At 46.5% G+C, this 12,295-nt stretch carries 15 protein-coding genes and 1 pseudogene; 12 read left to right on the top strand and 4 right to left on the bottom strand.

The features are described 5' to 3' along the window. Positions 1-804: 804 nt before the first annotated feature. From M3089_RS15390 to M3089_RS15345, 10 genes are all read left to right on the top strand, one after another. Positions 805-1,575: an RsiV family protein gene (locus M3089_RS15390; protein ID WP_249085150.1), complete on the top strand. Its 771-nt coding sequence runs from the start codon at positions 805-807 to the stop codon at positions 1,573-1,575. A gap of 4 nt (positions 1,576-1,579) precedes the next feature. Then, positions 1,580-2,200, top strand: a complete 621-nt coding sequence (gene rsmG, locus M3089_RS15385) for a 16S rRNA (guanine(527)-N(7))-methyltransferase RsmG (RefSeq protein ID WP_249085148.1) — start codon at positions 1,580-1,582, stop codon at positions 2,198-2,200. A gap of 11 nt (positions 2,201-2,211) precedes the next feature. Beyond that, positions 2,212-2,859, top strand: a complete 648-nt coding sequence (locus M3089_RS15380; protein ID WP_249085146.1) for an MBL fold metallo-hydrolase — start codon at positions 2,212-2,214, stop codon at positions 2,857-2,859. Positions 2,860-2,953: 94 nt separating this feature from the next. After that, on the top strand, positions 2,954-3,514 hold the full coding sequence (gene ruvC / locus M3089_RS15375) for a crossover junction endodeoxyribonuclease RuvC (protein ID WP_205110071.1): 561 nt from the start codon (positions 2,954-2,956) through the stop codon (positions 3,512-3,514). Then, the gene (locus M3089_RS15370) at positions 3,499-4,977 is read left to right on the top strand and encodes an ATP-binding cassette domain-containing protein (protein WP_249085144.1); all 1,479 of its coding nucleotides are present in this window, start codon (positions 3,499-3,501) and stop codon (positions 4,975-4,977) included. Before ruvC ends, M3089_RS15370 begins: the two co-directional genes overlap by 16 nt. 17 nt (positions 4,978-4,994) lie before the next feature. Next, positions 4,995-5,474 (top strand): hypothetical protein, encoded by a 480-nt coding sequence (locus M3089_RS15365; protein ID WP_205110081.1) that lies wholly within the window; start codon positions 4,995-4,997, stop codon positions 5,472-5,474. A gap of 37 nt (positions 5,475-5,511) precedes the next feature. Continuing rightward, a complete protein-coding gene (locus tag M3089_RS15360) occupies positions 5,512-5,910 on the top strand; it encodes a hypothetical protein (RefSeq protein WP_249085142.1) in 399 nt (132 codons plus the stop codon). Positions 5,911-6,304: 394 nt separating this feature from the next. Beyond that, complete coding sequence (locus M3089_RS15355; protein WP_249085140.1) at positions 6,305-6,721, top strand: hypothetical protein; 417 nt, start codon at positions 6,305-6,307, stop codon at positions 6,719-6,721. Continuing rightward, on the top strand, positions 6,718-8,040 hold the full coding sequence (locus M3089_RS15350; RefSeq protein ID WP_249085138.1) for a fibronectin type III domain-containing protein: 1,323 nt from the start codon (positions 6,718-6,720) through the stop codon (positions 8,038-8,040). Before M3089_RS15355 ends, M3089_RS15350 begins: the two co-directional genes overlap by 4 nt. An 80-nt stretch (positions 8,041-8,120) precedes the next feature. After that, complete coding sequence (locus M3089_RS15345; RefSeq protein ID WP_249085136.1) at positions 8,121-8,471, top strand: hypothetical protein; 351 nt, start codon at positions 8,121-8,123, stop codon at positions 8,469-8,471. Positions 8,472-8,759: 288 nt separating this feature from the next. Here M3089_RS15345 and M3089_RS15950 read toward each other — a convergent pair. The 4 genes and pseudogenes from M3089_RS15950 to M3089_RS15330 all read right to left on the bottom strand — a co-directional run. Beyond that, positions 8,760-8,897 (bottom strand): annotated as a pseudogene (locus M3089_RS15950) (IS982 family transposase); the annotation flags it as partial. A 205-nt stretch (positions 8,898-9,102) separates the two neighbouring features. Then, positions 9,103-9,387: a winged helix-turn-helix domain-containing protein gene (locus M3089_RS15340; RefSeq protein ID WP_205110093.1), complete on the bottom strand. Its 285-nt coding sequence runs from the start codon at positions 9,385-9,387 to the stop codon at positions 9,103-9,105. Then, positions 9,381-9,995 carry a hypothetical protein gene (locus tag M3089_RS15335; RefSeq protein ID WP_249085134.1) on the bottom strand — a complete coding sequence of 205 codons (615 nt, stop codon included), beginning with the start codon at positions 9,993-9,995 and terminating at the stop codon, positions 9,381-9,383. The genes M3089_RS15340 and M3089_RS15335 overlap by 7 nt, the downstream gene beginning before the upstream one ends. 4 nt (positions 9,996-9,999) lie before the next feature. Beyond that, entirely contained in the window at positions 10,000-10,404 is a 405-nt protein-coding gene (locus M3089_RS15330; RefSeq protein ID WP_249085133.1) for a DUF2141 domain-containing protein, read from the bottom strand. 241 nt (positions 10,405-10,645) lie between these two features. Between M3089_RS15330 and M3089_RS15325 the strand changes: the two genes are divergently transcribed. Both M3089_RS15325 and M3089_RS15320 read left to right on the top strand, forming a co-directional pair. After that, positions 10,646-10,993 carry a phage portal protein family protein gene (locus tag M3089_RS15325; protein WP_249085131.1) on the top strand — a complete coding sequence of 116 codons (348 nt, stop codon included), beginning with the start codon at positions 10,646-10,648 and terminating at the stop codon, positions 10,991-10,993. Further along, complete coding sequence (locus tag M3089_RS15320) at positions 10,990-12,099, top strand: hypothetical protein (RefSeq protein ID WP_249085129.1); 1,110 nt, start codon at positions 10,990-10,992, stop codon at positions 12,097-12,099. Before M3089_RS15325 ends, M3089_RS15320 begins: the two co-directional genes overlap by 4 nt. The last annotated feature ends 196 nt before the right edge of the window (positions 12,100-12,295 follow it).

The following is a 12,295-nucleotide window of genomic DNA, read 5'->3' as shown; positions in this document are numbered from 1 at the left end:
GTAGATAGCAACTGAACTATTTGATTTTCGTTTTGTTCCATTTATAAACAGAAGAAAGAAAGGCATAGATATTCTTTCTTCAGTTTTTTTGTACTTTTGTCCTCCGTAAGAGTTACCCGAACAAGCAAAACGATGCAGACCACGGCAATTAGGACGGTTGCCTACTCATTACCCCAGAACAAGGTAATTCTTCTAACCCTCTTGATTTCAACGGGGTATATTCTTTATACAGATTTACTCAAAAATTCTTTATAATTGCCGTTTCGGCATATACATTTTAGCTATCCACATGAGTTGGACACCTTTGCCGCAATGAATTTACAGCCACAAAAGCATGCACTAACCCGTGCCGTCAAACCGCACATCTGCCTGACACAATGGAAGGTAGCAGCCTGGCGTTAAACCTTAATACGGAATTTTTGCCGCCGGCTGTTGCTTTCATTTGCAGAGCTGATGGGCCGGATTCTACGGCGAAAGAGCGGCTTGCAGCCTATGTACAAAGCGGGAAACAGCATGCCGGCATGTGGCGGTGGAAGTTCTGAAAGTACATATCAGATGCAAAATACGACGCTAAGCGGCTTGCCAACCTATTTGTGCCAAAGTGCCACAGCAGTAACATACCGACCGGACAGAACCATAGTCTACTATCCATTTTGGGTGAACCGCGACCTCTTCGACCAACGCAATGCAAGATTCCCGTCGCTAAATTGCATTTTCTCGCCCATTTTTAGTAAGTTTGCATTCCATTAGACATAATTACACCACATGCTAACACACACTATAAAAAAACAAGCCGCGAAAGCCGTGGCACTGAGCCTGCTTGCCGCGTCGTGTCTCTGGGCGTCTTGCGGCAATGAAAAAAAGGCCGATGTCGACTTCAGTGAATTTGAAGTCAGCATGTCGGCCCCTCTCGACAAAGCGCCAGATGCACCGGCGTGCAAGATTGACATGACTGTGGCTTATGCCTCAGCCGACGACTCTGTAGGGATAAAGATAAACAAACAGATAGCAGCCATGCTGTTCGACATGCAAGGTTTGAGCCTCAGGCAGGCAGCCGACTCGTTTGCATCGTCATACACGCACGACTATGTTGACTACCTGACACCCTTCTACAAGGTAGACCGCTCTGACCCTTCAAAACGCCCGTGGTATGAGTATTGGTATAAGCTGGGCACCGAAGTGCGCCACGAAAAAGCGGGGACAGTGGCTTACATTGCCACAAGGGAATATTTTGAGGGTGGAGCCCACAGCATCAAGACCCAGACTGTGACCAATTTCGATTGCTCTACAGGCAACGCAATAAGCCTGGCCGACGTCTTCGTGCCGGGATATGAAAGGCAGCTGACCGACCTTCTGCTGCAGGCATTAAAGGAAAAGGCCGGGGCTGCCGACATCGACGCGCTGCGCGACAAAGGCTATCTTTGCTCGTCGGACATGCATGTCTCTACCAACTTCATACTCGGCAACGACGCCATTACCTTTGTTTACAACATCTACGAGATAGCCCCCTATGAAACGGGAACAACAGAACTTACAATCGGCTACGACGACATTGACAATTTACTAAAAAAATAAGTTTATGGAAGAAATACTGAAATACTTTCCTGAGCTCACGGAAACCCAACGCAAACAGCTGGAGGCCCTCGGAGCATTATATACAGAATGGAACGCAAAGATCAACGTGATTTCGCGCAAAGACATTGAAAACTTATACGAACACCACATACTCCACTCTCTTTCAATAGCCAAGATGGCAAACTTCCGCCCCGGAACGACCATACTCGACATAGGCACGGGTGGCGGATTTCCGGGAGTGCCGCTTGCCATAATGTTTCCTGAGTGCAACTTCAAGCTGATTGACGGCACCGGCAAAAAAATCCTTGTGGTACAGGAGGTGGCCAAGGCCATTGAGCTGAAAAACTGCACCGCAATGCAACTGCGCGGCGAGATGGAAAACGGCAAGTACGATTTCGTTGTCAGCCGGGCCGTGATGCAGTTGCCCGACTTGATGAAAATAATCACAAAAAACATTTCCAAGAAACAGCGCAACGCCCTGCCCAACGGACTAATTTGCCTGAAAGGCGGCGACATACAGCAGGAGGTATACCCCTACCGCCACATAGCTGAGGTGACACCCATCAGCAACTGGTTTGACGAAGAATGGTTTAAGGGGAAAAATGTCATATACGTACCAATTTAAACAGATGGCTTATGCTTAACATACAGCGTTTTGTGGTAAACCCGTTTCAAGAGAATTGCTACATTGTTAGCGACTCTACCGGCGAGGCCGTGATAGTAGACTGTGGCGCGTTCTACCCCGAAGAGCGCCAAGCCGTGGTCAACTACATTCGTGACAACGGCCTCACCCCCGTACACCTCATTGCCACCCACGGCCACATAGACCATAATTTCGGCAACGACACCATATTTTCTGCCTTTGGCTTGCAACCAGAAATACACTCAAAAGACTCAGGCCTTATGGACAGGATGGCCGAACAGGCCATGGCTTTATGCAACTATAAGATGGACAACGAAAGCATCCCGGCCGTCGGCCGCCTGCTTGCCGACGACGACACTGTGGAGTTTGGCAACCATAAGTTCACCATGCTGCATACGCCAGGCCATACGCCCGGCTCGGTGTTCTTCTACTGCAAAGAAGAAAAGGTGGCGTTTTCGGGCGACACGCTTTTCCAGATGAGCATTGGCCGAACCGACCTCTGGCAAGGCAGCTATGCCGACATAATGTCGAGCCTGAGGCATGTCAGCCAGCAACTCCCTGCCGAAACGACCATATTGCCGGGCCACGGGCCGCAAACAACGATGGCCGACGAGTTGAGGTCGAACCCATACCTGAAATAAGGAAACCAGATGGAGCATGGCAGCCACGGCAATTTGGATTCTTTAACCACAACAACTTGCTCCGCCCTGCCATTTATTGTACATTTGCATTGTCATGGAGAAAATCATACTTGGGATTGACCCCGGAACTAATCTCATGGGATATGGCGTGCTAAAAGTCTTGGACAACAAGGCACAAATGATCACCATGGGCGTCATAGACTTGCGCAAGTTTAGTGACGCATATATGAAATTAGGCCATATTTACGAACGCGTGACGGGGATAATAGATTCATACCTGCCCGACGAAATGGCCATCGAAGCCCCTTTCTTCGGCAAAAACGTGCAGTCGATGCTCAAGCTCGGCAGGGCACAGGGAACGGCAATAGCCGCCGCCATACGCCACGGCGTACCCATACACGAGTATGCACCGATGAAGATAAAGATGGCCATCACGGGCCAGGGGCAGGCCTCGAAGGAGCAAGTGGCGGCAATGCTGCAGCGCATACTCAAGATTAACGAACGCGACATGTGCGATTTCATGGATGCCACCGATGCTCTTGGGGCAGCATACTGCCATTTCCTGCAACTTAACAGGCCTGTATCGCAGGCCCACTACAGGGGATGGAAAGACTTTGTCAACAAGAACCAGGAAAGAATATGCAAAAACTCATAGCCATACACAATGGTGTTGCGCGCCTGCCGGAATGGCGGCTGGCCTCGCCTGTAAGCTTTGAGCTTCTCGAGGGAGAAAACATTGCCATCGTCGGGCCCAACGGCGGAGGCAAGACTATGTTTGTCGACATGCTTACCGGAAGCCATCCTTTGTTGGGCGACAACCCCACCTACGATTTCGGCCCAGGCAGCAAGCCGCTCGTTTCGGACAACATCAAGTACATACAGTTTACAGACTCCTATGGCGAAAATGACTCAACATATTACCTGCAGCAGCGTTGGAACCAACAGGAGATTGACGAGAGCACGCCCACAGCAAGGCAAATACTTGACAGCGCTATGCAACTGGCCGGGGCCGACGCCCAAAGAGCACGGTCGTGGCAAGCCCATCTGTATGCCATGTTCGACATTGAGCACACGCTCGACAAGCACATAATACTACTGTCGAGCGGCGAGTTGCGCAAGATTCAGATAATAAAGGCGCTGTTGTCTATGCCGCGCTTGCTTATAATCGACAATCCATTCATAGGGCTCGACGCCACTGCCCGAGGGCAGCTTGACGGTTTGTTGGGCGAGCTGTGCCACGACGGTGCGCTGCAACTGATACTGGTACTGGCAAAATACAACGAAATACCACCGTACATCACCCATGTTGTCAACGTGGCTGGCATGAAGGTGAAGGCAAAAGTAGAAAGAAGCGTCTTCGCAAGCAGCTGCAACCCTTCGGTCGTCAGTTTGCCACGGGAGGTCGAGCAAGCTCTGCTACAGCACCCTTACAGGGCATCGGAGCATTCGGCAGACGAGGTTGTGAGAATGAAAAATGTGAGCATACGATACGGCTCGCGCACAATCCTTGACGGCCTCGACTGGATGGTACGCAACGGCGAGCACTGGGCTGTAACCGGAAAGAACGGGTCTGGCAAGAGCACTCTGCTTTCGCTGGTATGCGCCGACAACCCTCAGAGCTACGCCTGCGACATCTCGCTTTTCGGCAACAGGCGTGGCTCGGGCGAAAGCATCTGGGACATAAAGCGCCATATCGGCTACGTGTCTCCCGAGATGCACCGGGCTTACAAGAAAAACTTGCCCACAATAAATATTGTAGCGAGCGGCATGAAAGAGTCTGTGGGCCTATACAGCAATCCCACGGAAGCCGAGTTGGACAATTGCAGGTGGTGGATGTGGGTGTTCGGTTTGCAGGGATGCGAAGACAGGCCGTTCCTCAAGCTGTCCAGCGGACAGCAACGCCTGGCCTTGCTTGCCCGAGCATTCGTGAAAGACCCGGAACTATTGGTGCTCGACGAGCCATTGCACGGGCTCGACGACGGCAACAGGCAGAGAGTGAAAGACATAATAGAAACTTTCTGCCGGCGCAGAAACAAAACCCTGATAATGGTTACGCACTATATGGAGGAGCTTCCATCATGCATTGACCACACACTGACATTAGAGAAAAAAGTATAACATTAAAACAACGTTTCATGAAGAAGCTGATATTATCAATAGTTGCTTTGCTATGCATGAATGTTGGCAGCAACGCTCAAAGCGTTTACAACGAAATAAGGGATAAGGCCAAGGCCGAGGTAGAAAATTCTGATTCAAACGGACTAATCAGGCAAATCAATCAGTTTAAGCTCGACGCCCTGGATTACCTGATGATGAAGATGAGGGAGCAAATGCCCGACTCCACCACTGCTTTCTTGGACAGGCAGGCTTATGCCATGAACAGCTTTGTAAACCATTTCATAAAAAACATACTCGAAAGCAATGACAAACCCGAAAAGCAACAGATTGAGATGATAAAGCAATTTATGGATGCGTCATACTCAAATCCGCTTTTCAACGATACTGACACGGAACTGACACTGAGTTATTACTCTAATGCAGCAAGCCCCACCCGATTCTCATTAGACACAGACTGGCGCAAGGCACTTGTAGCAATAGAAAGCCGGCAACAGTAAAAAACTTGGGCCATGCCTCACTCTCTGGCATTTTCCAATGAGTGAAGCATGGCCGTCGAGGAACCAACAGTCTGATAAACAGCACGCCGAAGAACACAATATAATTTTCAACGTGGCGTGTGGCAATGCAAAGGCTGACGCCGCCAGCCGCAGCGTGAGGCACGCCCATCCTACCGTTGAGCAGTCAACCTCCATCGGTAACATGGGCCAGGATTGGTATGCCGATAACAAAAAATCGACGCGGGCCTACATACCGATGACCATTTTTGCCTCGTCGGTCATTGTTAAAAAACTAACAGGCATTCATATTTTGTTTTCAATACCAACTTTCAAACCACAAGCCAATTGCCTTCTGCTGTCATCTCCTGCGGCATTTATGTTTTTAATGTTAGTCAGTCAGCAACCGCGCCTCATAGCATATGACAACATGCCTTAATACAAAGTGCAGATAGATTAATGATGCTTCCAACATAGTTGATAGCAAAAAAGCCAATAGCCAATTGTTCACTATCAAACATTACCTTGTTGCTTGTTCGCAATTATTGCATCACGCTATAAATGCGGCTAAACCGATAGGCACCGTATGAAATAATATACGTATATTTGCAATAAGTAGGTGTTCAAAATTAATTGCCATCAAATTATGCACTATTTCGGAGATGCATGCCAAAGTCCCAAAATAGACCGTAGCGGGCTACGCGACCGATGAGACTTTGGCATGCCGCCCGAAAGAGCACACAAGATGGTGCCAAAGATTTAGAGGACATCTGCAAGGCCAATTGTATCGATTAATTTCGAACAGCTACTTATATCATTTAATTCCGATTAATATGAACAAATTGCACTCCATCATGGCCATGTTAGTTACTATATTGTTTAGCATGCCTTCTTTTGCCCAAGAACAAAAGCTCAACCCTGAAAGAGTCAGAAACCAAGAAGCCGTTTACAACGCATCTGAGAAGACTGTAACAATTACAGCCGAAGCCCCAACTCAAACAGAGTATGATTGGGACACGTATGTGCAGTATGACCTGACACACATTTCATACATCACAATCAAGAGGCATTTTCCTGATGATGAATGGCCGGATGAAGAACTGGGCCGAATAAACTCACCGAAGCCGGGGGCAGTAATTGCATTCGTTGACAACAACATTGAAGTCGACAGGCAATATGAATACTCTATCACTATGTTCGTGGACGATTTACACAGTCAGCAGTCATATCTCCAAGTATATACAGGATGACACCTAAAAGCCTAACGTCGTTCACAGCAAGCGTACCCGACCACAAATCAAATTTTGTTGACTTCACATTCACAGCCCCAGAGAGTGCAGAGACAGGAGAATCTCTTGATGGCAATCAACTGAGCATACACCTATATAAATATGAAGGTATGTTTGAATACTCAGATGTACATACCATAGAAAATGTCACTCCGGGCCAAACTTATTCTTGGCGACTGGAGGGATTGGACTTCGACAAGGCTTATTCTTTCCGAGCCGTGCCATTTGTTGGAAAAGAAGGAAAAGGAGATTTCTCAGAAGCCAATGTGTACGTAGGTCTTGACTATCCGGGGTGTCCACAGAATTTGCAATGCCGCAGACAAGGCGATGGTGCAATAGTAACATGGGAGGCTCCTGCTTTGGGAGGCCGCGGAGGAAACTATGACCTCAATAACACAACATACACACTGTCGCGCATATATTCAGACAATACAGAAGAAGTTGTTGGCCAAGGTATAAAAGGCTTGGAGTATATTGACACTCCTGAATTTGACGAGGAACATTCCATCAGATACAAATTGATTGCTGAAAACAGTGCAGGACAATCGCTCAATGCAGCCAAATCAGAAGCAATAAGTATTGGTAAACCATCAGGCATGCCGTTTTACGAAACATTTGCTAAAGGATATCTGCAACATAAAGGATGGAGAACAGAGACTACACAGAGAGATGAAGCATACACTTATGAAGCCTGGGATTTCCTGAGCCAAACGTCAATTTACTATTTCCCTAATGACGATTACATTTCAGTATTTCCTAAAACGGAAGACGAAGGCATGGCATGCTGCAAGTTTTACGGATACTCAACAGACGGACAGACAGAGAGTTTGGTGTCGCCGCACATTAATGTCAATAGCCTCAATAACATAACAATAAAATTCTGGCTATATTTCATACCAGATGACGGCTCGAAAAACGAATTGCAAGCTTATGTAAATCGCGATGACGGAGAAGGGGAACAGGTATTCACCTCTATGAGTCTCGAAGGAGAAGAGCCAGAATGGCGCGAAATTTCTTTGGACATAGATGTAAATGGAGCAAAAAGGGCACAAATGAAACTTAGTGCCATCGCTCACGAAGGCTCACCAATTAGCGTAATTTTAGACGACATCTCTATTGAGAAATCAAACATCAGTGCAATTAGCCGACATGGTATGCAAAATGGAAACGATGGCACGACAGAGTATTATTCAATAAACGGACAGCGCATAGATAAACCGTCAAACGGATTGTACATAATACGTAAAGGTGGACTATTCACAAAGGAAATCCTGAAATAGCCATTGTCTACCATACAATAAACGCTCTGTTACTTAAAGGCCGAATGATAAAACGTGGCAAAAAAAACAACTGTTGGTTTATGAGATATATTATATTCTTGCTATTTCCTATGATGGTTTTCGTCAGTTGTGCGAATAAATATAACTATACCTACGAAGTTTTCTCAACTCAACTACAATGCAATGATAGTATCATAACTATTTCTATGCAGTGGCTTAATAATAGACGAACTCCTATGATTGGTGAAATAGTGGTAGAGGTTAGTGATACCGTTGGTCTTATAAGTATAGGAAAATATGTATTTTTTCAGGAAGACGATCAAATTATATTGAGTAGCGAATCTGAAGATAATATCTGTATGCTTAACTTAACACCGTATTCAAATGACTCCATAAAAATTAGTAATAATATTGCACCAATATCCATGTAAAGTCTGATAGCATCGTGCTTTATAAAATGGAACTATAATATTTGATGGTGCGAAATAATCAATGAGCATAGGGGGGCATCCAAAATATGATGCGCTCCCTTTTGTTTGTATCAATTCCACGCCAAACTTGCGCTTCATCAGCTCCACCAACTCGGCATTATAGTCCACGTAGCTTTGGAACTTTGCAATAATAATAGCCCGAAGCCTACGGATGTCCTGCGATGCTCCTTTTCTATCTTCCTAAAGCGAGTGGTTATCTCTTCCTATGATAACGTGAGTTCGATGAATTTAGAAGAGTGATAATAGGGTGTCTTTTCTTCTTTTCACTTGTATGCATGGTTTCTTGATAAATAAGCAGTAAGCATCCAACCCTGCTGGTAAGTTGACGACGAAATTGTCAAATGAACGATGTCTTGAATGCAATATTAGCAATTGACTATTTCCAACTCTATTATTTACACGGACTTCAAATCAAGTTACTTCGTTTACCTTGATTGTTACATATAAAATGAAATGTATAGATGCGTTCAATAAGTGCGTACGCACACAAATAAAGAAGATTGCCACATTTAAAATAAAGGAGTACCGTTCGCCTTCGACGGCATAACGATACTCCTTCTTGTTTTAAGCGCTACAGATTCAAATAGGACTTGAGCGTCGCAATATACTCTTCCATTGCCAGCTTCCCTTGCTCAGTGAGGCGACAGGTTGTACGCGTCTTTTTTCCCACAAATCCTTTTGTTATCTGAATATATCCGGCATTGCTTAATTTATCCAACTGCACACTGATATTGCCAGATGTGGCATTGGTCTGCTCTTTCAAGTAGCTGAAATCCGCTTCCTCTACCGAGACCAGCAATGTCATTATAGCCAACCTTAGTTGGGAATGAATAATCGGATTCAGTTCCTTCAGCATGACGTTAACATTTTACGATTAAGCGAATGACCAGGTATTATCATCATCACTAAAAATGATACACCAAACAACAAGTTCCACCAATCAGACACCTCCTTGCCGGTAACCATAGATGCCAGCATATATATAGAAATGGCAAAGGATACCAATGGAGAATATACCATCAGCTTAAAATCTGAGATGATTCCGGTAATGGCGACACCAATGCCTGCATACAACAATGACAAAGGCAACATGAGTCCAAAATTGCATTTCCCTGCCAGATATCCAAACAAGGCCAGGCCAATCACTGTTAGGAAAAAGAGTTGTCCCAAAATGCGCCAAGTGCTGTTAATAGCTTTGTCCATGTGGGTGATGACACTAACATCTATTTTCTTCCGAAATGCAATCCAGAATGAGGGAGTAAACATGAGAAACCAAAGAGCAGCCCATACGGAATTACCGGTTGTATGTACAAGAAAATACACAACAACTGACAATATGACTGCAGGATAACCATAGCATAGCAAGATATTACCGTTACCAACTTTCATGTTTCGTTTGCTCTGCTGAATCATTTGAGTAATCAGTTCTAAACTGTCTTGCTCGGTAAATTCTTTTTCCTTCATTTCATTAATGATTTATAGGTTGATTATTATTGGCATGTTTTTTACGCACATCAACTAACTTAATCTCGAATGTTTGGTCATCTTCGGTTATCTGCACATTCTGTACAGCACAAAACTCGATTGGCAACTTGTCATCGGACATGTCCATTTTGAAGTTGCCGTTTGCATCATGGAAAACATAGATGGCCTGCTTTCCAAGAGGAAACTCATTCAGACAAATTGTAACAACACTATCGGAAGCCTCCGCCATACCGTAATGCTTGCCATTGGCTGTTGCAAGTAGCACATTTCCTTGCTTATTCGGAATATTCGAAATTCTAAAGGAAACAAACTTGGCTGTTTGAGCAAATAGTGGTCGCACTCCCACTATTGAGAACATCATGACCACGATGGATAATAACTTTTTCATACACTTTAATTTTAACTGATTTATACTACAACCTGTCGACAGACGAAAGAAATGGAAACATTATCCATATCAATTCTTGCACAAATATAAATAGATTTATTTTATAAACCAACTTATATGATGAGTTATTTGACGTAATATTGAATTAGGCGTGATTTCGATGAATTAATCTCCCAAATGAGCGCGACAATCATTATCTCAATATAGAAAAAGCCCTTTTCATATCTATAGCTTGGAATATATGCGCCCGGTTTTCGCGTCGCTCGGCTTCAACGTCGAGGGAGGGGAGTTCGTCTATGCCAAGAAGGACAAGGTCAACCCGTCGCAGCAAATAGACATCGTGCAGAAGCTCTCTTCCATGGGGCTGCCCATCGACGACGACTATCTCTACGATACGTTCTGTGTCAAGAAGCCCGACAACTACGAACAGCTCAAGGCTGAGAAACTGGCAGAGAAGGAAGCCGCGCGTCGGGCTTTCGTTCCCCAGCCCTCCCAAAACTCCCTGCCTTCCCGGAATGCCAGTCAAAAATCATTCAAGCAGCGTTTGAACGTTTTTTTCGGCATCGCCCCGGAGCATCCCGGGGCTTGACAGTCCAGGACATTGACGGCCTGTATTATGTCGAGGGGCACTACTCCTGCTGCCATCCTCACTTCCCCTCCCCACAGGGGAGGTCGGCAGGGGCTTCCTTTTCTTTCTCCGCCGATGTGCTGGCCGAGTTCATGCGCAAGGTATATCGGGAATTCGATACGGCCGCCGGAGTCGAGCCGGCCATGTGGCGCGAGGTCTTGCGCATCGTCAACTCCGCCACGGTGGAGGGGCTTGCCGAAGCCGGGGCGCCGCCTACCCACGAAACAGGCTTCTATGCCGCGCTGAGGCATTCCAACGAGGTTTTCGCCGCGTTCAAGGTGCACAACATGGGGCGGCTCATGGCATCCAGGCTCATCGGCGCGGACGGCAAGCTCAAGCCGTTCGGCAAATGGGCGGAGGAAGTGGCCCCCATCACGTCGCACCATGTCGGGGCATGGCTGCGCACGGAGTACGACACGGCGCTCATACGGGCCCATAACGCCGCCGACTGGCGAAGGTTCGAACGCGACAAGGACGTGATGCCAAACCTGCGCTGGATGCCTACCACGTCGCCAACACCCGAAAGCTCGCACCGCGCCTTTTGGGAACGCCGCCTCACGCTGCCTGTCGGCGACCCATTCTGGAACGGACATCATCCGGGCGACCGCTGGAACTGCAAGTGCTCCCTCGAGCAGACCGACGAAACGGCAACGCCAGAACTCAAGGCGGAATTCGACGGGCTCAGGCCGCAGCGCGGACTGGAAAACAACACCGGGCGCGACGGACGCACCTTCAGCGACAATCACCCGTATTTCCCTGAATCGTGCGCCAAGTGCGGCTTCTACCGTAAGGCCAACATCAAGAACCGCATCCTCGGAGGATTCACCAACCGCCAAAAGGACTGCTACAACTGCCCCTACATTGACGGATGCCTGTATGGTACTGAAAAAGGGGAGATAAAGGATATAAAGAAAGCGGCAAGGCAAACGCTCCAGGGTGCATCTCTCTCTCACCCTGACTTTAATGGCAAGATTACTGTCTCAAGGCGAAGTATAGACGAATGGACCAACCAGCCGCATATACATTATGCCCGTAAAAGATTCAGTATTTTTGTATCTTTCAGATAATCAACAAACTAAGAATGAATAAAGGGTAAAAGGGTTACGAGTTGGAAACGAGCGAGTTTCTTTCCCTTTCTTTATTCTGCAATGTCTCAAAGAACACTTGATTCGATGTTGCAAAGTTACTCTTTTCTTAGTGAAAAATAGAATGTTTTATGGAAAAAGAATTCTTTTCATAATGGTGTCCTAAATGAATTTCTTA

The sequence above is a fragment of the Marseilla massiliensis genome (genome assembly GCF_023336985.1).
Lineage (GTDB): Bacteria > Bacteroidota > Bacteroidia > Bacteroidales > Bacteroidaceae > Prevotella > Prevotella intestinigallinarum.
This window is presented reverse-complemented; position numbering and strand designations above follow the sequence as displayed.

Bases quoted from the DNA above. Each gene is read 5' to 3' on its own strand.
- rsmG (WP_249085148.1), top strand. From the start codon at position 1,580: ATGGAAGAAATACTGAAATACTTTCCTGAGCTCACGGAAACCCAACGC.
- M3089_RS15325 (WP_249085131.1), top strand. From the start codon at position 10,646: ATGCGCCCGGTTTTCGCGTCGCTCGGCTTCAACGTCGAGGGAGGGGAG.
- M3089_RS15380 (WP_249085146.1), top strand. From the start codon at position 2,212: ATGCTTAACATACAGCGTTTTGTGGTAAACCCGTTTCAAGAGAATTGC.
- M3089_RS15330 (WP_249085133.1), bottom strand. From the start codon at position 10,404: ATGAAAAAGTTATTATCCATCGTGGTCATGATGTTCTCAATAGTGGGA.
- M3089_RS15365 (WP_205110081.1), top strand. From the start codon at position 4,995: ATGAAGAAGCTGATATTATCAATAGTTGCTTTGCTATGCATGAATGTT.
- M3089_RS15345 (WP_249085136.1), top strand. From the start codon at position 8,121: ATGAGATATATTATATTCTTGCTATTTCCTATGATGGTTTTCGTCAGT.
- M3089_RS15350 (WP_249085138.1), top strand. From the start codon at position 6,718: ATGACACCTAAAAGCCTAACGTCGTTCACAGCAAGCGTACCCGACCAC.
- M3089_RS15360 (WP_249085142.1), top strand. From the start codon at position 5,512: ATGAGTGAAGCATGGCCGTCGAGGAACCAACAGTCTGATAAACAGCAC.
- ruvC (WP_205110071.1), top strand. From the start codon at position 2,954: ATGGAGAAAATCATACTTGGGATTGACCCCGGAACTAATCTCATGGGA.
- M3089_RS15335 (WP_249085134.1), bottom strand. From the start codon at position 9,995: ATGAAGGAAAAAGAATTTACCGAGCAAGACAGTTTAGAACTGATTACT.
- M3089_RS15340 (WP_205110093.1), bottom strand. From the start codon at position 9,387: ATGCTGAAGGAACTGAATCCGATTATTCATTCCCAACTAAGGTTGGCT.
- M3089_RS15355 (WP_249085140.1), top strand. From the start codon at position 6,305: ATGAACAAATTGCACTCCATCATGGCCATGTTAGTTACTATATTGTTT.
- M3089_RS15370 (WP_249085144.1), top strand. From the start codon at position 3,499: ATGCAAAAACTCATAGCCATACACAATGGTGTTGCGCGCCTGCCGGAA.